We start from the raw sequence: 18,350 nt of genomic DNA, 5'->3' as shown, positions 1-18,350 counted from the left end.
AGTTCATATGGCCCAGGTCACTTGGCGCTGCCACTCGCCGAGCACCGCGCTGTCGGCTTCTGAGGCCAGGCGCTGATCGCGCAGGGCGTTGAAGCGATCCTCGGCCATGAGCCGCGACAGGGCCCAGGCGACCGCGCCGCGCACCAGGGCGCTGTCATCGTCGATCAGCGCCATGACCGGGGCGATCAGGGCCTCGTCGGCGCTGTTGGCGGCGGCATAGAGCACATTGCGAAGAAAGCGCGCGCGCCCGATGCGCTTGACGGGGCTCTTGGCAAACAGGGCGCGGAAGCCTGCATCATCCAGAGCCAGAAGGCGCGCCAGCGGCGGGGCGTTCAGGGCGTCGCGCGCCATCAGCCGCGCCTCGCTGGCGGCGGCGGCGAACTTGTTCCACGGGCAGACCGCCAGACAGTCGTCACAGCCATAGATACGGTTGCCCGCCGCAAGCCTGTGCTCCACGGGCCACGGCCCGGCGTGCTCGATGGTCAGATAGGAGATGCAGCGGCGCGCATCGAGCTGGAAGGGTGCGGGAAAGGCCCTGGTCGGGCACGCATCGAGGCACGCCCGGCACGAGCCGCAGTGCTCCTGCTCGGGCGCATCGGCAGGCAGGTCGGCGGCACTCAGGATCACGCCCAGAAACAGCCAGTTGCCATGCTCGCGCGACAGAAGATTGGTGTGCTTGCCCTGCCAGCCCAGCCCCGCGCGCTGGGCCAGAGGCTTTTCCATCAGCGGGGCGGTGTCGACGAACACCTTCACGTCCGCGCCCGTGTCCCGCGCGACCAGCCCGGCCAGCTCCTTGAGGCGACCCTTGATGATCTCGTGATAGTCGTCCCCGCGCGCATAGACAGAAACATAGCCCGCGTCCGTCTGTTTCAGGCCCTCCAGGGGGTCGGTCGGGGGGCCATAGTTGAGGGCCAGCACGATGGCGGTGCGCGCCCCGTCCCACATGGCGGTAGGATGGCTGCGGCGCGCGAGGGTCTCGGCCATCCAGCCCATCTCGCCGTGGCGCCCCTCGCGCACGAAGTCCTCCAGCCATTCACCATTGGGCCAGGGCGCGCGGGCGTCGGCAAAGCGGCAGGCGGCAAAGCCCAGCGCCTCGGCCCGCGAGCGGATGCGCGCCTTCAGCCGCCCGGCGGCGCGCTCAGAAGTCAAGCTCGCCATAGTGCCCCGCCGCCGCCACGCCGGGGAAGCGATCGGTTAGAAGGGTGCGAAAGCACGGACGGCTTTTCAGTTTCATGTACCAGGTCTTGAGTGCGGGCACTGCGTCCCAGTTCACCTCGCCGAAATAGTCCAGCACCGACAGGTGCGCACCGGCCACCAGATCGGCATGGGTCAGGGTGCGCCCGGCCAGCCAGTCGCGCTCGCCTGCCAGGGCTTCGAGCTGTTTCAGATGGGATTTCAGCGCCTCCCGACCGGCCCGCAGCGCGCGCGCCTCGGGCGGGCCCATGCGCAGCAGCGGCTTTTCCATGCGCTCGTGCAGCAGCAGGGCATTGACCTCGTCATTGAAGCGCCGGTCGAAATGCTGGATCAGGCGGCGCGTCTCGGCGCGCTCGTCCACGCCCTCTCCGATCAGGCTGGCCCCTTTCAGGTGGTCCTCGACATAGCCCAGAATGGCCAGCAGTTCGCACACCGCGCTCTGGCCCATGGGGCGCACCTCGACAAGCACCGGCGGCATGGCCGAGGGATTGAGCGCATCGAGCCCGCAGTCCGGCTCCCACGGGCGCACCGGGTTCTCGCTGAACTCGATGCGCGCCTCGTGCAGGGCCAGACGCGCCGCGCGCGAGGCGGGATCGAAGGCGAAGTGATGCAGCACGCGCGTCAGCATCACGCGCCCTGCCCGCCCGCATCATCGGTCACGGGCACGCTGGTGCCCTCCGTGCGCCGCTCGGCATGGCCGCGCGGATCGGGATGGATGATGACGTCGGCTCCGGGGAAATGCGCGCGGATGCGGTTCTCGGCCTCGACGACATGGTCGTGGGCCTGGCGCAGGCTCATGTCCGGGTCCAGATCCAGATGAAGCTGCACGAACAGGCGATGGCCCACCCGGCGCGTGCGCAGCTGGTGAACGTTGTTGATGGCGGGGTCCTGCTCGACCAGGGCCACGATCATCGCATCGGTGGCCGGGTCGGACGTGCGGTCCAGCAGGTGATCGCCTGCCTCGCGCAGCAGGCCGAACGCGCCCCAGAACAGCCAGATGCCCACGATCAGGCCCGCTGCGGCGTCCATGCCCGGCGCGTTCAGCCAGACGCCCGACGCCACGCCGATGATGACCACCGCATTGGCCCCAAGATCGGCGGTGTAGTGTGCACGGTCTCCGGCAATGGCGATGGATCCGGTGCGCCGGACCACGCGCGACTGGGCATAGACCAGAAAGCCCGTCATCAGCATGGAGACCAGCATCACGGCAATGGCCCAGCCGCCAGCCTCGATGGGCACGGGATTGATCATGCGCCGCACCGCCGTCACGCCCACGAAGATGGCCGAGGCGAACACCAGCCCGGCCTGCACCAGAGCCGCGAGGGCTTCGGCCTTGCCGTGTCCGTGGCGGTGGTCGTGATCGGCGGGCACGGCGGCCCAGCGCACGGCCAGGAACGTCAGCAGCGAGGCGATCAGATCGAGGCTGGAGTCCATCAAGGTGGCCAGCACCGCCACCGAGCCGGACATCCACAATGCCCAGGTCTTGAGCACGATCAGGCTCACGGCCACGGCCACCGATGCGGTGGTGATGGCGCGCGTCAGGCGGTTGCGCTCGGCGTCCGAGATGGGGGCGGGGGCAGATTCGGGCATGGCTGTCAGGTGCGCAGATAGGACGAAACCGTCCACATCACAAACGGGCGTCTTGTCGCCGTGCTTCCCGAGGCCTTCGACAAGATGCTGTCAAGATTGACGCGCTAAGGTGAATTGCCGGACATCGACCCCGCCAGACGATAGGATGAACGCCACAGAATCATGAGCGACAAGCCTGAATGGATCGACCGTGAAACGGCTCTGTCGAGCCTGGGGGTAAAGACCCAGACGCTCTATGCCTATGTCTCGCGCGGGCGCATCGCCGCCCGGCCCGACCCTGACAATCCGCGCCGCTCGCTCTATGCCGCCTCGGACATCCAGCGCCTGAAAAGCGGCGAGGGCGGACCCTCGCCCGTGGCCATCCGTGGCAGCAGCGGGGCGGCGCGCGGCGAGGCGCTGGTGGAATCCCAGATCACACTGATCTCGCCCGAAGGACCGGTCTATCGCGGCGAGAAGGCCATCGACATGGCCCGCCGGGCCACGCTGGAGCAGACCTCGCGCATTCTCTGGGGCGCCTTCGACGAAGACCCCTTTGCCAACCAGCGCCCGCGCGTCGACGTGATCTTTCCGGGCACGGCGCGCCAGCGCCTGTTCGCCGCCCTCGCCCGGCGCGCGGACGAGGATGCCTCATCGCGCGGTCGCGGCGCGCGCTCGCTTCAGCGCGAGGCGGCCTCGATCCTGAACGAGATGGCCGATGCCCTGGTGGGCACCGGCCCGCGCCTGCACATCCATCAGCGTCTGGCACGCGGCTGGAAGATGATCGAGCGCGATGCCGATCTGGTGCGTCACGCCCTGGTACTGGGTGCCGATCACGAACTGGACAGCTCGGTGCTGGCCGCGCGCGTCGTGGCAGGATCCGGTGCCTCGCTGGCCGCTGCGGCGCTGGCGGGGCTGTCGGCCTTCTCGGGGCCGGAGAACGGCGGCGCGCTGTCCCAGGTCTCGACCTTCGTCAACGATGCGCGCCGCGATGCACGCGCGGCCGTTCGCGCCCACCTGGGCGAGACGGGACAGGTGCCCGGCTTCGGCTCGAACCTTTATGCCGGGGGCGACCCGCGAGCGCGTGCCCTGATCGAGGCGGCGCGCCTGCCCGATGACCTGCGTGCCATCATCGAGGTCGGCGAGACGATGACCGGCACGCCTGCCAACTTCAAGCTGGCGCTGGCACTGGTGGCGCGCAAGCTGGAGATTCCGCGCGACGGAGCCTTTGCGCTGGCGGCGTGCGCGCGCCTGTCGGGCTGGCTGGCCCATGGCATGGATCAGGCGCTTTCCGGCTCGCCTTTGCGGGCACGTCTGCGCTATGTGGGTGAGACACCAGGCCGCTGAACGGGCTCTGGCCGCTGCCGGTCCGATCCTGTCATGATGGCCTCGCGCCGCACCGGCCCGAGGCAGGCGGTGCCTGACCACGGATCGGGGGCTTACGCGTAGATGTCCGACTGGCTGATCGCCCTGCTGCTGGGGCTTCTCGAGGGGCTGACCGAGTTCATCCCCGTCTCGTCCACCGGTCACATCCTGCTGGCGGGCCACTTCATGGGCTTCGAGAGCACGGGCCGCGCCTTCGAGGTGCTGATCCAGCTCGGCGCCATCCTGGCCCTTTTGTCGGTCTATGCGCGCAAGCTGTTCGAGGTGGGCACGCGCTGGCCCCATGACCCGGAGGCGCGCAACTTCATCTTCGGCATTGCCATCGCCTTCGTGCCCGCCGCGGTGCTGGGCGTGCTGCTGCACCCGATCATCAAGGGCGTGTTCTTCGAGAGCCCGACCCTGATCTGCGTCATGCTGGTGCTCGGCGGTTTTGCCCTGCTGGGCCTCGACCGCATGAAGCGCGAGCCAAGATACAGCGATGCCTCGCGCTTTTCGCTGCGCACCTGCCTGATCATCGGCCTTTTTCAGTGCCTGGCGCTGATTCCCGGCGTGTCGCGCTCGGGCGCCACCATCGCCGGTGGCCTGCTGGTGGGAGCAGACAAGCGCTCTGCCGCAGAGTTCTCGTTCTTTCTGGCCATGCCGACCATGGCCGGGGCGTTCGTCTATGACCTCTACAAGAACTGGGGCATCCTGGATCTGAATGACGCGGGCATCATCATCGTGGGGTTCATCGCCGCCTTCTTCACGGCGGTGCTGGTGGTGAAGTTCCTGCTGGGCTTCGTCGCGCGCCACGGTTTCACGCCCTTTGCCCTGTGGCGCATCGCAGTGGGCAGCATCGGGCTGATCGCGCTCTATTTCACGGGCGATCTGGGCGGTATGGGCAGCCTCTAGGGCGGAGAGCAAAAAGGCCGCCGCTGGTTGCGCGACGGCCTTCATACTCCCTTGCGGCCAGGGGTTACTGGACGCGCTGGCCCGTGGCGGGATCGACCGCGCCGGGCTGGCCCTCGGCGACCGAGCGGGCCTGGCGCTCCTCGAGGTTCTGGGCGGCCTCGGCGGCACCTTCCTCGACCGCGCGTGCGGCCTTCATGGCCCCGGCCTCAATCTGGTTGCCGGCGACGGTGGCGCCGTATTCAATCCGCTCGCCGAGGTCGCGTGCCCCGGCCTCGATCTCGTTGCCCGCAGCCTGAGCCTCGGTCTCGGCCTGCTGCTGTTCGGCCTGGGTGCAGGCGGCGGCTCCGAGGGCCAGGATCATGGCGGCGGGGATCATGAGGCGACGAATGGTCATGGCTTTGGCCCTTCTGAAATGAGTGCACGAGGCCGTTAAGCGCCTCGCAATGACAGGCCAAACGCATCTCGTGCGCCCATGGTTGCGGCCCGCCGGCGAGTGTTCAGCGCGACGCGCCCGGCTGCCACAGCACGTCAGAGCGACCCTGATCGTTGGCAAGGCGCGCGGCCACGAACAGATAGTCCGACAGCCGGTTCAGATAGATCAGCGCCTGATCGTTCAGCGCCGCGCCCGTCTCCTGCGCCCGCAGCGCCTCGCGCTCGGCCCGGCGGCACACGGTGCGCGCCACGTGAAGCTGGCACGACAGCGCGTTGCCCGCGGGCAGGACAAAGCTCTCCAGCGGCGCAAGACTCGCGTTCAGCGCATCGATGTCCGCTTCCAGCCGCTCGACCTGCGAGGCCGTGATGCGCAGCGGCGTCCAGCCCATGTCGGGATCCTCGGGCGTGGCCAGGTCGGCGCCCAGATCGAACAGCTCGTTCTGGATGCGCGCCAGCGAGCGCTCGATCTCGTCGTGTGCGCCAGTGTGCAGACGGCACAGGCCCAGCTGGGCGTTCAGCTCGTCCACGCCGCCGAACGCCTCGACGCGCGCATCGGTCTTGCTGACCTCGGCATTGTTCACGAGGCGTGTGCGGCCCCCGTCGCCGGTGCGGGTGTAGATACGCGTCAGACGGACCATCATCAGCCCCCCTGCGACTTCCACCACATGGCCGCGATCAGCAGGCAAACGGCGGTGGCTTGCAGCGCGACGCGCAGGCGCATCAGCTTGTTGGAGCGCGAGCGCGACGCCTCATCGCCCTTGTAGAGGTTCCACAGCCCGAAGCCGAGGGTGATGACCACACCGGCGATCGCAGCCAGGATGAGAACGTCGAAAACGGTGTCCATGACCTGCGGGCTCCTGCTTCAACTAGGCTTATCCCAGCTTAGGCCGCAGACGAAGGGCCGACCAGCCGCGAGAATGCCGCATATCGTGCGGGGCGCGAAAAAGGGGCGCGGCGTGGCCGCACCCCTGATCCGTGCCGTCAGACCTGTCGATGAGGCCCGACGTCTATTGCGTCGCCAGAGCATTAGCTCTGGGGCGTGGTCTCGCCGTCACCGTGGACGAGCGTGACGATGCGCTGGCCAAGGGCCGGGTCGCTTTGCAGCGCCTGGGCGATGGCGTTGAACTGCTGCACCGAGATGCCCGAGGCCTCGACGCGCTGGGCCAGCTCCTGGGTCTGTTCCTCGTTGGGCGCGGTGCCCGGCTCAAGCTGGGCGACGACCGGCTGGATCGCCTCGACCGCGCGCGCATATCCGAGCAGCTCTTCGTCGCTGAAGCTGGTGGCCGCCTCGGCGGGGGCCTGCTGGGTGACGTCCTGGGCGGCGTCCTGCTGAGGGGCGTCCTGGGCCACGGCAACGGTGGCGGTCATCAGGGCGGCGGATGCGGCAGCAACAATCATCTTACGCATGAGAAATCCTTTGGTTCTGGGCAGGCTTGAGGAAAGAGAGGACCGGCCCTGGCGCTGCACAGGGAATGGAAATGAGATCAGACCTGGGCCTGATGGCAGCACCTTCGGAAATGAATCGTCGAAATGACGAGGCTCAGAGTGATCGCGGTACGATTGTTGTCTCGCGCCGCTAACACCTCGGGGATGATACCTTGCTCAATGTGGCCACAGGGTGATCTCAATCGGGCACGCAAGAGGTCATTTCGCACTGCACCTATTCTGATCGTGCCTCCTGCCCGCCCTCATCTCCCATCTCCGAGGCGATCGGCCAGGGCCGCGCAGAAGGCGGGAATGTCATCGGGGTTGCGGCTGGTGATGATCGGGCCATCGACAACCACTTCACGATCCACCACTTGGGCGCCAGCATTGGCCAGATCGCGGTGCAGCGTGGGATAGCTGGTCAGGGTGCGCCCTTCGGCCACGCCCGCATCGATCAGCACCCAGGGCGCATGACAGATGGCCGCCACGGGCTTGTCGGCCTCGACGAAGCCCTTGACGAAGTCGCGAACGTCGTCGCGGGTGCGAAGCTGATCGGGATTGTGCGCGCCGCCCGGCAGCACCAGCGCGTCGTAATCGGCCACGCTGACCTCGCCGAGGGCGCGATCGGCCTCGAAGCACTCGCCCCGGTCGAAGTGATTGAAGCCCTGGATGGCATCGCCTTCGGGCGAGAGGATATGCACGCTCGCGCCCGCCTTCTTCAGATAGTCGCGCGGCCCCGTCAGCTCGACCTGCTCGAAGCCATCGGTGGCGAGAATGGCGATCTTGCGGCCGCTGAGGTCGGGGCGTGAGGCGGTGGTGCTTTCCATGAAGGGAGATCCTTGTGCGGCGCCGGGGAGCTTTCAGGGCGACAACCGCGCAGGGCCGCCAGAGTTGCAATCACGGTTTCAGCCAGAGTTGCGGCCACGCTTGGGATTTGCGCTGCCTGCGGGCATGATGGAGCCATGAAGCGCGTGACGCCTTGCCTGATCGTCCTGTCTGTGGCTCTGGCCGCAGGCACGCTTGCGGTGGCCCAGCCGTGGCCGGGCAATCCATCGGCGCGCGCCGCCGAGCAGGACCGTCTGATGCGCGAGCGTGCGCGGGCGCTGGCCGACCAGCACGATGCCATGTCGCGTGCTCAGGACATCGAGACGCGCCTGACGCTGTATGAGATCGAGCGGGCCCGTACCGCGCCTGCGGTGTCCATGCCTCCGCCCGAGCGTTTCAACCTCGATGTCGAGCGCGATCGCAGGCTGGAGGCCGAGGGGCGGCGCCAGCGCATGGAGCGCGATCTGGGCACGCTGGACGGCTGGCTCGAGCGGGCGCGCCCAGAAAATCCCCGCTGAGAGAAAATCCCCGCTGAGAGAAGCGTTGCTGGTCCGACAGAACCGGCTTGACCTTTCATGCATTTGACCTTTGCGTGGACTGATCGCGCGAGGCACGGGAGGCACGCATGCGCTGGCGGGGCGGAAGACGGGGCGGCGGTATCGAGGATCGACGCGGTCGCGGCGGTGGCGGACTGGTGGGCGGGGGGCTGGGCGTCGGGGCGCTGGCCCTGATCGGCTATCTTCTGTTCGGCATCGACCCGCAGCTGACCACCAGCGTGCTCAACCAGTTCGAGGCCGGCAGCGAACAGCCCGGAGAGATCGGCTCGCCCGAGGACGAAGGCGGCCAGTTCGTCGACGTGATCCTGACCAGCACCACCGATGTCTGGAGCCAGCTTCTGCCCGGCTATCGCGCGCCGGGGCTGGTGCTTTACGAACAGGGCACGGGCACGGCCTGCGGCTATGGCCAAGCGGCCTATGGGCCGTTCTATTGCCCCGCCGACCGCTCGGTCTATCTGGACCTGTCCTTCTGGCAGGTCATGGAGCGCCAGCTTGGCGCGCGCGGCGAGTTCGCGCGGGCCTATGTGCTGGGCCATGAGGTCGGCCATCACATTCAGACGCTTGACGGCACGGCGGACCGGGTGCGTGCGGCCCAGGCGAGGGCAGGCGGGGGCGCGGCGGCTAATCGCTATTCGGTCGCGCTGGAGCTTCAGGCCGACTGTTACGCAGGGGTGTGGGCGCACCACGCGGGGCGGGTCTCGGGCGGTGCGGTGGCGCTGGAGGCCGGCGATCTGGAGGCGGGGCTGAACGCGGCGGCGGCCATCGGCGATGACCGGCTGCAGGGCGAGGGCGCGCGCCCCGAGACCTTTACACACGGCACGTCCGAACAGCGCTCGCGCTGGCTGCGGCGCGGATATGAGCAGGGCGATCCGGCCGCCTGCGACACCTTTTCAGGTCCGCTCTAGCTCGGCGTGAACCGTCCGCGAGACGGGCCGATCAGAGCCCTGCTGGCGAAGTCTACTGGCGAACGCGCGAGCCGCCGTCGCGGATCTCGCACACATGGTCGGTGGCGACCCGGCCCGTGGGCGCACCTGCTGCGGGCGTCAGAATGCCGCCGCGCGCCTCGCAGCTGGCACTGAGCGCGGCCAGTTCTTCGGCATAGGTCTGCTGGACAGGCCCGCCGACGCATCCGGCGAGGACGGCACTGGCCGCCATCAGGCTGGCGATGAGGGTGGAGGGGGCAATTTTTTTCATAGCGGTTCGATCCTTTGTCTGGCGGCCACGTCAGGGGGCCGCGGGCTTGGGCGTCATGAGCGGAACGCGCCAGCGCCCGGCGAGGGTGCAGCGGCGGGTCCGTCTCGGGCCGCAGTCATCGAGTGCACACTCTAGCACAGGGCGGGCCAGGGTGAAAAAGGGGGCTCGATCAGGCGCCCGGCTGGCTCATGGGTAGGCTGGTGGGCGGGCAGGTCTGACAGACTGGGGGCGGGCGGGTGCTCTCGCCTGCTTGGTTGTGCGGGGCGCTGGCGTGATGTAAGCAGCGCGCCTGCGGGCGGCTGTCGCACCAGCCGCTCATGATGATGCACCCGTAGCTCAGCTGGATAGAGTGCTGCCCTCCGAAGGCAGAGGTCACAGGTTCGAATCCTGTCGGGTGCGCCAGTTTTTTTCTCACAGCCTTTATTGCCATGCGCTCACCCGCTGCGCGTGCGGCCCCGCGGGCGCTGGCCCAGCGGGGGGAAGGCGGGAGAGTCCGGCCGGACCGGTGCACGCGCCCGGATGTTGAGGCGAGGGACCGTTTCGGCGCGCGCCCTTGATCTGACCGCGAGAGGTTTTGCGGTGGCCAGGCGCGGCTCGCTCTTCACGAACTTGCGCTTTCGCTGCCGGCGGGCGCTCCGGCGGCCTTGACGCCAGAGCGGACACCCCTGCTTTCGACAGGGGCCAGAAAGTGCCCCGCACCTCTCGCGCCGCCTCAGGCACACAAGCTGCGAAGGCCTTGCGCGCTCTCCCATGCCGAAGGGGCACCCCAAGCGTGGCCCGCGCCAGAAGCGATGCGCGAAGATTGCCATCCAGCGCACAGAAGCTGCGGATTTCAGGGAGTATTTGAGCGCGGCGCTCGTCCGGTCGTGCGCTGCAACGCCCCTGTCAGACAGCAGTGCTCGGGCTTTGGCGTGGGTACGCGAGTTCTGGCGACTTCGCACCCGGGGGTTGACGGCTGCCCGCCTGACAGGCTCACTGGAGCGGTTGTAGGGGGGAGTGTTTCAATGTCTTTCGTCATGTCGTGCCGTGCGCGCTCGCGGGTGCGTGCCCATGGTGTTGCCGGTTTCGCACCGCAGGCTTGGGTGAGCGGTTTTCTGGCGCTGCTCGCGTCTGTGGTCGTGGCGCTGCTGCTGGCAACGACTGCTCAGGCGCAGGATGCCGAGGAGGGGACTGAGGGTGCCGTAGAGGAACAGGGCACGGGAGTCGCTCTGGAGCTGGGTGGCGCGGGCCCCCTGATCATGTGGGAACTGCTGTCGGAGCCGGTGCTAAATCATGTGCAGCTGTCCCCGTCGGGCCGCTATCTGAGTTATGAGGTGCGCCATCAGGGCCGTGGCAGGCTCTATCTGCGCGATCTCGAAACGGGCGAGCGCGTGTCCCTGATGGATGTCGGCGAGATCGGCGATTCCCAGATCATGAGGGTCGGAGCGCTGCACTGGAAGAACGACGAGAGTCTGGTCGTCGAGGTGCTGGAGCAGCGCTATGGCATTATCCGGACCGGCTCTTCCCTGCCCATGCTGATCGATCCGTCACGCAACTGGCGTCGTGATGACTATTCTGCGCGGGGGTTCCTGCTGTTCCGCCCCGATGGAACCCGCTCGCTGATCACTTCGGATTTCGCGATTGGCACGGACCGGATCGTGGGGCTTGCGTCCGTGCTGAGGGGTCAAAGCGACGAGATCATCATCACGGTGACAACGCGCACCGGACATGTGGGCACACGGCGCGTGAACATTCACACGGGCCAGCACCGCATGCAGGACGAGGGCGTGCGCTATATCAGCGCTTATCACATCGACGCGAACGGTCAGGTGGTCGGGCGTATTCGCGGTGCCAATGCCCGTGGCGACAGGTCCATCATCGAGCGCAGGGGCGAAGACGGCCGCTGGCATCGCGTGGCGAATATCAGTCGGCGCGACCTGGAGGCGCAGCCCGAGCTGACCATCCTCGGACCCACGGACAGCCCGGGCGAGTTCTTCGTGATCCGTCGTCCCGATGACGGTGTCAGCGGCACCTCGGCCGTTCACCGCTACGATTTCACCACCGGATCACTCGGGCCTTCGGTCTATGCCCATCCCGTATACGATGCGGATGCGATCATGGTCAGCAGCAGCGGCGAGTTCCTTGCCGGATGTTACTGGGCAGACGTCTACCGGTGCGACTTTGCCAATCCCGAGACAGCGCAGACCATGGCGGGGCTGCACAGGTTCTTCGAGGACGAGCGCAACATCCGCATCACGTCCCAGAGCCGGGATAACGCGCGCTGGGTTCTCAGCGTCTCGGGACCGGACGAGCCGGGCACCTATTATCTCTACGATCGCAACAGGCAGCAGGTCGAGCTGATCGGCAATGCCTATCCCGCCCTTGCCATGGAGCGCATGGGGGTGATGCGTCGCATCGACTATACCGCCCGCGATGGCACGCGCCTGTTCGGCTATCTGACCGAGATGCCCGGCGCGAGCGCGCCTCGTCCGCTGGTGGTGCTGCCCCACGGCGGGCCTGAAGTGCGTGACCACTACGATTATGACCTCTGGGTCCAGTTTCTGGCCAGCCGGGGCTATGCGGTGTTCCAGCCCCAGTTCCGTGGCTCGTCCGGCTTCGGCCGGGACTTTGCGCGCGCAGGCTATGGACAGTGGGGCGCGCTGATGCAGGATGATGTCACCGACGGGGTGATGCATCTGGTCAACGAGAACCTCGTCGATGGCGATGCCATGTGCATCATGGGCGCCAGCTATGGCGGCTATGTCGCCCTGTGGGCCGGCGCGACCCAGCAGTCTATCTACCGGTGCGTGATCTCCATTGCCGGGGTGTCCGACCCGGTCGCCATACAGCAGTGGGAGCGGCGCACCTACGGTGAGGACTCCACGCGCTTCCAGTACTGGGCGCAGTCACTCGGACACCCGGTCCACGACCGCGAACGTCTGGAGAGCATCTCTCCGATCCGCCATGCCGACCGCTGGAGTCTGCCGACCCTGCTCATTCACGGACGGCTGGACGGCGTTGTCCCCATTGAACAGTCGGAGAGCATGGCGCGCGCGCTGAGACGGGCCGGGCACGAGGTCGAGACGGTCTGGCTGAGCTCTGCGCGCCACTCGCGCTGGCGTTACCCTGACCAGAACGAGGCCTTTGCGGAAATCGAGCGCTTCCTGTTCACCCACATCCCTCCACCGGGGTGGGATGGCACAATGCCCGAGTGGCATGCCTACGAAATGCGCCCGGAAATTACCGCATCAAGCCGTATGTATGTCGTTCGGCGCGAGGAACTTTTCCGCGGGCGGCGCTAGAGGCGCTCGGCGAGACGGGCAAGAGACGTGGCCGGGCGCGGTCCCCAGTGGGCGATGACCTCGGCAGCCGCCATCGCGCCCAGCGCCCCGCAGCGCTCCAGGCTCTCGCCGCGCGAAAGCCCGAGCAGGAAACCGGCGGCATACTGATCGCCCGCGCCGGTGGTATCGACAACCTGCGCGACCGGCGCGGCGGGCACTTCAATGCGCTGGCCACCCGACACGATCAGCGAGCCCTTCTCGCTGCGGGTCACGGCGGCGATCTCGACCCGCTGGGCCAGGGCCGTGCAGGCGCTCTCGAAGTCGTCGGTCTGAAACAGGCTGAGCAGCTCGGCCTCGTTGGCCAGCACGATGTCGGCACCCCCCTCGACAAAGGCCATCAGCGGCGCGCGCCAGCGATCGACCACAAAGGTATCGGACAGGGTGATGGCACAGCGCCGCCCATACTGGTGCGCAAGCCGGGCGGCGCGCTCGAAGGCCGCGCGCGCAGGGGCCGGGTCGAACAGATAACCCTCCAGATAGACGATTGACGAAGCGGCGATCAGGGCCTCGTTGATGTCATCGGCCTGAAGCTGGCTGGCGGCCCCCAGCGAGGTGCACATGGTGCGCTGGCCGTCGGGCGTCACATTGATCAGGCAGCGCCCGGTGGGAGCACCGGCAAGCGGAGCGGTGTCGAAATGAAGCCCCGCGCGGCGGATGTCGTTGGTGAACACCTCGCCCAGCGCATCGGTGCCGACCTTGCCGACATAGGCGGCGCGCCCCTCCAGCGAGGCGATGCCCGCCACGGTGTTGCCCGCCGAGCCGCCCGAGGCCTCGACGCCATGGGCCTTCACCTGATCGGCCATGGCCAGATAGAGCGCGTGGCTCTGCTCGGGCGTGACGAGCTGCATGGAGCCCTTCACGAGCCCCTGCCGGTCAAGAAAGGCTTCATCGCAGGGGGCCAGCACATCGACGATGGCGTTGCCGATGGCGGTGATGTCGTACAGGGGGGCGGGTCTGTTCATGGGCGGGCTCTAGCGGGCGCAGGCCATGCTGACAAGCGAGGGGGGCTGACAAGCGAAGGGGGCTGACACGTGTAGGGCTGACAGGCGAGGGGCCCGTGATGACAGCCAGACGCACCGACGCTAAGGCAGGGGCCATGAGCGATGTGCTGATCCTGACCCCCGATCCCGATGATCCTGCCTTCTCGGGCCGCTGGCGCGAGGTCTGCCAGAGGATGACCGATCCGCTGGAGGCGCGCGGGCTGGCGGTCAGCCATCTTCCCTGGACGAAAGTGATCGCGGACACGGGGCCTTTGGCGGGCGCGCGGCTGGTGCTGCCGCTGATGGTCTGGGGCTATCACAGGCGCGGGGCCGACTGGCAGAGCGCGTGCGCGCTGTGGCGCGAGGCGGGCGCGGCGGTCATGAACCCGCCTGAGGTGCTGTCATGGAATGCGGACAAGGCCTATCTGGCGAAGCTGGCTGCGCGCGGCGCGCCGGTGGTGCCCTCAAGCCATGTCGAGCGTCTCGACGAGGCGATGGTGGCGCAGGCTCTGGCGCGCCACGGCACGGTGATCGTCAAGCCGCAGGTCTCGGCCAGTGCCTATCGCACCTTGCGCATCCACAGCCTCGATGACTGGCGCACGGGCGAGGGGCCGGAGGGCGCGGCGATCATCCAGCCCTATCTGCCGGCCATAGAGAGCGAGGGCGAGTGGTCGCTGATCTTCTGTGGCGGCACCTTCAGCCATGCCATCACCAAGCGGCCCCGCAGCGGCGATTTCCGCATCCAGCCCGAATACGGCGGGCACATCGAGGCGGCGACGCCTCCCGAAGACGTGCGCGAGGCGGCGCAGGGCGTGCTGGCGGTGATCGACGAGCCGCTGCTCTATGCGCGCATCGATCTGGTGCGCCACGAGGGCAGACCCTGTCTGATGGAGGCCGAGCTGATCGAGCCCGATCTCTATCTGGGCTTTGATCCCTTGCGCGGTGCCCGCTTTGCCGAGGCCGTGGCCGGGGTGCTCTGAAGGCTGGCCTGACCAATGGCGGGGCACAGATCGCTGATCGGACAGCTCAGGCATTTGGGCGCGCGCGCCGTGCAGGTGTAGCGCCCGTGCAGGATCAGCCAGTGATGGGCCTTGTCCAGCCAGGGGAGCGGCACCACGCGGTGAAGCTGGTCCTCGACCTTGTCGGGCGTCGAGGCATTGGCGAGGCCGAGGCGGTGCGAGACGCGAAAGACATGGGTGTCCACCGCTATGGCGGGCTCGATGCCCAGCTCGTTCAGCACCACGCTGGCGGTCTTGCGCCCCACCCCGGGCAGGGCCTGAAGCCCCTCGCGCGTCAGAGGAACGTGGCCGCCGTGCTGGTCGATCAGGATGCGGCACAGGGCGATGACGTGGCGCGCCTTGTTGCGATAAAGGCCGATGGACGAGATGTAGGGGATCAGCCCCTCTTCGCCCAGGGCCGCCATGGCGTGCGGGCTTGGGGCATCGGCGAACAGGCGCGCGGTGGCCTTGTTGACGGCGACGTCGGTGGTCTGGGCGGACAGGGCCACGGCGACGACGAGGGTGAAGGGATCGGTGAAGTTCAGCTCGGTCTTGGGCTCGGGCATGATGGCCGACAGGCGCGTGAAGATCGCCTCGACCCGCGCAGGATCGGGCGGCCAGCCGCCTGCCCGGTCGCTGGCCTTGGCCCGACCGCGCGCCCTGCCTGCGGATGTCTTCTGCCCCCCGGCCAAGATCAGCTGCCCGCGCGGGCCTGATCGAACAGGGCGCTGGCCACGGACCAGTTCACCACCTGCCACCAGGCTGACAGATATTCGGCGCGCCGGTTGCGATAGCCGAGATAATAGGCGTGCTCCCAGACATCATTGGCCAGGATCGGCTGGCCGCGCGTGCCCGCCAGATCCATCAGCGGATTGTCCTGATTGGGCGTGGAGGTGACCTCAAGACGCTGACCGGTCCAGATCAGCCACGCCCAGCCCGCGCCGAACTGACCCGTGCCCGCCTGGTTGAAGGCCTCGCGCATGGCCTCCAGCGAGCCGAAGTCGCGCTCGATCTGGGCCAGCAGGGCGGGCGAGGGCGCGCCGCCCGTGCCCGGCGGGGCCATCAGCGCCCAGAACAGGGTGTGATTGTAGTGGCCGCCGCCGTTGTTGCGCACGGCCGCCGGCAGGGTGCTCATGCGCGCGTGCATCTGTTCGAGGGTGAGCGGGGCGAGTGCGGGATCGCGCCCGATGGCGTCGTTCAGGCCGTTCACATAGGCATTGTGGTGCAGGCCGTGGTGCAGCCGCATGGTCTCGGCGTCGATGACCGGCACCAGCGCATCCTCGCCATAGGGCAGCGGTGCCAGCGAAAAGCGCCCCGAGCCCGCCAGCACGCCGGGCACGGTGGGCAGGGCGCTCAGTCCCGGCGAGAAGGCGGCGCGCGCAGTGGTGCAGGCAGCCAGGCCGGTCAGGGCCGCACCGCTGGCGGCAAGGGTGAGAAAGGCGCGGCGGTCGGTCTGGGTCATGGCTGTCTCCCGAACAGTCTGGCTCATGCGGCGATCATCGCAAGCGTGGGCACGGCACCGAAGGTGTCGCCGCCGCGCCCGTTCTGCGTCCAGCATCAATGCCTGAAGCCGTGATTCGTGCCCGCAGGGGTGACGGATGTGCGGGCCATCAGGCGGGGCGCGCGGCGATCAGCTCGTCGACCACCGCCGGATCGGCCAGTGTCGAGGTGTCGCCGAGGCTGCCCGTGTCGCCCTCGGCGATCTTGCGCAGGATGCGGCGCATGATCTTGCCCGAGCGGGTCTTGGGCAGGGCGGGTGCCCACTGGATGACATCGGGGCTGGCGATGGGGCCGATCTGGGCGCGCACATGGCCGACCAGCTCGGCGCGCAGGGCCTCGGACGGCGCGCTGTCGGCCACCAGCGTCACATAGGCCCACACGCCCTGGCCCTTGATGTCGTGGGGATAGCCCACCACGGCAGCCTCGGCCACCAGCGGGTGCGAGACCAGCGCGCTCTCGATCTCGGCGGTGCCGAGCCGGTGGCCCGAGACGTTGAGCACATCGTCGATGCGCCCCGTGATCCAGTAATAGCCGTCGCCATCGCGCCGCGCCCCGTCGCCGGTGAAATACTTGCCCGGAAAGGTCGAGAAATAGGTGTCGAGGAAACGCTGGTGATCGCCATAGACGGTGCGCATCTGGCCGGGCCATGAGGCGGTGATGCACAGCGGGCCTTCGGCCGGACCTTGCAGGATGTCGCCCTGCGGCGTCACGATGGCCGGCAGGATGCCGGGCAGGGGACGCGTGGCCGAGCCGGGCTTGAGCGTGGTGGCGCCGGGCACGGGACTGATCAGAATGCCGCCGGTCTCGGTCTGCCACCAGGTATCGACGATGGGACAGCGCCCCTCGCCCACCACGCGGTGATACCACAGCCAGGCCTCGGGATTGATGGGCTCGCCGACGGAGCCCAGCAGGCGCAGGCTGCTGCGCGAGGTGCGGGTGACGAAATCGTCGCCCTCGCGCATCAGGGCGCGGATGGCCGTGGGCGCGGTGTAGAACAGCGTCACCTTGTGCCGGTCCACCACCTGCCAGCAGCGGCTGGCATCGGGCCAGGTCGGCACGCCCTCGAATACCAGTGTGGTAGCCCCGTTGGCCAGCGGTCCATAGACGATGTAGCTGTGGCCCGTGACCCAGCCCACGTCCGCCGTGCACCAGTAGATGTCGCCCTCGCGCCAGTCGAAGACGATCTCGTGGGTGAAGCTGGCCCAGGCCAGATAGCCGCCGGTGGTGTGCAGCACCCCCTTGGGCTTGCCCGTCGAGCCCGAGGTATAGAGGATGAACAGGGGGTCTTCCGCGCCCATGGGCTCGGCCGGGCAATCGGCCGGAACCTGATCGCGCAGGTCTTCATAGACGTGGTCGCGCCCGTGCGTGAGCGCCACCTCCGCCCCGGTCCAGCGCAGCATGAGCACCGCCGAGACGGGCGCGATCTCAAGGGCCCTGTCGACATTGGCCTTGAGCGGCACGCGCCGCCCGCCGCGCCGCCCCTCGTCGGCGGTGATGACGAAATCCGAGCGGCAGTCGGCGATCCTGCCCGCCAGCGCCTCGGGCGAGAAGCCGCCGAACACCACCGAATGCACCGCCCCGATGCGCGCGCACGCCAGCATGGCCACGCAGGCCAGCGGGATCATGGGCAGATAGAGGGTGACGCGATCGCCCCGGCCCACGCCGAGGGACTTGAGCACATTGGCCATGCGGCACACCTCGCGGTGCAGCTCGCCATAGGTCATGGACCCGCCCGTGCCCGGCTCGTCACCCTCGAACAGGATCGCCACCTGATCGGCGCGCTCGGGCAGGTGACGGTCCACGCAGTTGTAGCAGGCGTTCAGCTCGCCATCGGCATACCATCGGATGCGGAAATCGGCGGGATCGAAGCTGGTGTCCTGCACCTGGGTGAAGGGCCTGAACCAGTGCAGGCGCTCGCCCACGGTCCGCCAGAAGCTGTCTGGGTCGCGCGCCGCCTGCTCGCTCATGCGCGCCAGCGCTGCGCCGTCGAGACCCGCATGCGCGGCGAAATCCTCGGGCGGCGGAAAGGTCTGGTCAGGGGTCAGGACGGCCTCCGTCGGCTTGCGGGCTGCGGCGGCGGGCAGC

At 68.2% G+C, this 18,350-nt stretch carries 19 protein-coding genes and 1 tRNA gene; 7 read left to right on the top strand and 13 right to left on the bottom strand.

All coding sequences use genetic code 11. The annotated features are described in order from the left end of the window. Positions 1 to 3: 3 nt before the first annotated feature. From queG to ACK4E3_RS06085, 3 genes are read right to left on the bottom strand one after another with little or no spacing between them, the layout of a single operon-like run. Positions 4 to 1,158: a tRNA epoxyqueuosine(34) reductase QueG gene (gene queG / locus ACK4E3_RS06095; protein ID WP_409697808.1), complete on the bottom strand. Its 1,155-nt coding sequence runs from the start codon at positions 1,156 to 1,158 to the stop codon at positions 4 to 6. Next, the gene (locus ACK4E3_RS06090; RefSeq protein WP_409697805.1) at positions 1,139 to 1,825 is read right to left on the bottom strand and encodes a glutathione S-transferase family protein; all 687 of its coding nucleotides are present in this window, start codon (positions 1,823 to 1,825) and stop codon (positions 1,139 to 1,141) included. The genes queG and ACK4E3_RS06090 overlap by 20 nt, the downstream gene beginning before the upstream one ends. Further along, positions 1,822 to 2,784, bottom strand: a complete 963-nt coding sequence (locus ACK4E3_RS06085; protein WP_409697802.1) for a cation diffusion facilitator family transporter — start codon at positions 2,782 to 2,784, stop codon at positions 1,822 to 1,824. Before ACK4E3_RS06085 ends, ACK4E3_RS06090 begins: the two co-directional genes overlap by 4 nt. 162 nt (positions 2,785 to 2,946) lie before the next feature. On the opposite strand from ACK4E3_RS06085, the gene ACK4E3_RS06080 reads away from it, so the two are divergent. Next, on the top strand, positions 2,947 to 4,107 hold the full coding sequence (locus tag ACK4E3_RS06080) for a citrate/2-methylcitrate synthase (RefSeq protein ID WP_409697798.1): 1,161 nt from the start codon (positions 2,947 to 2,949) through the stop codon (positions 4,105 to 4,107). A gap of 102 nt (positions 4,108 to 4,209) precedes the next feature. Continuing rightward, on the top strand, positions 4,210 to 5,034 hold the full coding sequence (locus tag ACK4E3_RS06075; RefSeq protein WP_409697795.1) for an undecaprenyl-diphosphate phosphatase: 825 nt from the start codon (positions 4,210 to 4,212) through the stop codon (positions 5,032 to 5,034). 64 nt (positions 5,035 to 5,098) lie between these two features. On the opposite strand, the gene ACK4E3_RS06070 is transcribed toward ACK4E3_RS06075, so the two are convergent. From ACK4E3_RS06070 to ACK4E3_RS06050, 5 genes are all read right to left on the bottom strand, one after another. Next, positions 5,099 to 5,428, bottom strand: coding sequence for a hypothetical protein (locus ACK4E3_RS06070; protein ID WP_409697792.1), 330 nt, complete (start codon positions 5,426 to 5,428; stop codon positions 5,099 to 5,101). A gap of 103 nt (positions 5,429 to 5,531) precedes the next feature. Further along, positions 5,532 to 6,104 (bottom strand): cob(I)yrinic acid a,c-diamide adenosyltransferase, encoded by a 573-nt coding sequence (locus ACK4E3_RS06065; RefSeq protein ID WP_409701128.1) that lies wholly within the window; start codon positions 6,102 to 6,104, stop codon positions 5,532 to 5,534. Between the two features lie 2 nt (positions 6,105 to 6,106). After that, positions 6,107 to 6,310, bottom strand: a complete 204-nt coding sequence (locus ACK4E3_RS06060) for a twin transmembrane helix small protein (RefSeq protein ID WP_409697789.1) — start codon at positions 6,308 to 6,310, stop codon at positions 6,107 to 6,109. Between the two features lie 182 nt (positions 6,311 to 6,492). Further along, complete coding sequence (locus ACK4E3_RS06055) at positions 6,493 to 6,873, bottom strand: DUF4168 domain-containing protein (protein WP_409697786.1); 381 nt, start codon at positions 6,871 to 6,873, stop codon at positions 6,493 to 6,495. Positions 6,874 to 7,154: 281 nt separating this feature from the next. Then, the gene (locus ACK4E3_RS06050) at positions 7,155 to 7,718 is read right to left on the bottom strand and encodes a type 1 glutamine amidotransferase domain-containing protein (protein WP_409697783.1); all 564 of its coding nucleotides are present in this window, start codon (positions 7,716 to 7,718) and stop codon (positions 7,155 to 7,157) included. Positions 7,719 to 7,853: 135 nt separating this feature from the next. On the opposite strand from ACK4E3_RS06050, the gene ACK4E3_RS06045 reads away from it, so the two are divergent. Together ACK4E3_RS06045 and ACK4E3_RS06040 are read left to right on the top strand one after the other, a co-directional pair. Further along, complete coding sequence (locus ACK4E3_RS06045) at positions 7,854 to 8,234, top strand: hypothetical protein (protein ID WP_409697780.1); 381 nt, start codon at positions 7,854 to 7,856, stop codon at positions 8,232 to 8,234. 107 nt (positions 8,235 to 8,341) lie between these two features. Continuing rightward, a complete protein-coding gene (locus tag ACK4E3_RS06040) occupies positions 8,342 to 9,178 on the top strand; it encodes a neutral zinc metallopeptidase (RefSeq protein ID WP_409697777.1) in 837 nt (278 codons plus the stop codon). Between the two features lie 52 nt (positions 9,179 to 9,230). Here ACK4E3_RS06040 and ACK4E3_RS06035 read toward each other — a convergent pair whose 3' ends face one another. After that, complete coding sequence (locus ACK4E3_RS06035; protein ID WP_409697774.1) at positions 9,231 to 9,467, bottom strand: hypothetical protein; 237 nt, start codon at positions 9,465 to 9,467, stop codon at positions 9,231 to 9,233. Positions 9,468 to 9,792: 325 nt separating this feature from the next. On the opposite strand from ACK4E3_RS06035, the gene ACK4E3_RS06030 reads away from it, so the two are divergent. After that, positions 9,793 to 9,869 (top strand) — tRNA-Arg (locus ACK4E3_RS06030). Between the two features lie 602 nt (positions 9,870 to 10,471). Continuing rightward, positions 10,472 to 12,748, top strand: a complete 2,277-nt coding sequence (locus ACK4E3_RS06025; RefSeq protein ID WP_409697771.1) for an alpha/beta hydrolase family protein — start codon at positions 10,472 to 10,474, stop codon at positions 12,746 to 12,748. On the opposite strand, the gene ACK4E3_RS06020 is transcribed toward ACK4E3_RS06025, so the two are convergent. Then, positions 12,745 to 13,749 carry an adenosine kinase gene (locus tag ACK4E3_RS06020; protein ID WP_409697768.1) on the bottom strand — a complete coding sequence of 335 codons (1,005 nt, stop codon included), beginning with the start codon at positions 13,747 to 13,749 and terminating at the stop codon, positions 12,745 to 12,747. The genes ACK4E3_RS06025 and ACK4E3_RS06020 overlap by 4 nt on opposite strands. 98 nt (positions 13,750 to 13,847) lie before the next feature. On the opposite strand from ACK4E3_RS06020, the gene ACK4E3_RS06015 reads away from it, so the two are divergent. Continuing rightward, positions 13,848 to 14,747, top strand: coding sequence for a RimK family alpha-L-glutamate ligase (locus ACK4E3_RS06015; protein ID WP_409697765.1), 900 nt, complete (start codon positions 13,848 to 13,850; stop codon positions 14,745 to 14,747). Here ACK4E3_RS06015 and nth read toward each other — a convergent pair. The 3 genes from nth to acs form a co-directional block, all read right to left on the bottom strand. Continuing rightward, the gene (gene nth / locus ACK4E3_RS06010; RefSeq protein WP_409701125.1) at positions 14,684 to 15,355 is read right to left on the bottom strand and encodes an endonuclease III; all 672 of its coding nucleotides are present in this window, start codon (positions 15,353 to 15,355) and stop codon (positions 14,684 to 14,686) included. The genes ACK4E3_RS06015 and nth overlap by 64 nt on opposite strands. 104 nt (positions 15,356 to 15,459) lie before the next feature. Next, positions 15,460 to 16,227 carry a superoxide dismutase gene (locus ACK4E3_RS06005; protein ID WP_409697762.1) on the bottom strand — a complete coding sequence of 256 codons (768 nt, stop codon included), beginning with the start codon at positions 16,225 to 16,227 and terminating at the stop codon, positions 15,460 to 15,462. Positions 16,228 to 16,375: 148 nt separating this feature from the next. Further along, positions 16,376 to 18,310 (bottom strand): acetate--CoA ligase, encoded by a 1,935-nt coding sequence (gene acs / locus ACK4E3_RS06000; protein ID WP_409701122.1) that lies wholly within the window; start codon positions 18,308 to 18,310, stop codon positions 16,376 to 16,378. Between the last annotated feature and the right edge of the window lie 40 nt (positions 18,311 to 18,350).

Source organism: Brevundimonas sp., from assembly GCF_046299595.1.
Taxonomy (GTDB): Bacteria; Pseudomonadota; Alphaproteobacteria; order Caulobacterales; family Caulobacteraceae; genus Brevundimonas.
The sequence above is the reverse complement of the archived record's forward strand: the minus strand, read 5'-3'. Positions and strand labels throughout refer to the sequence as shown.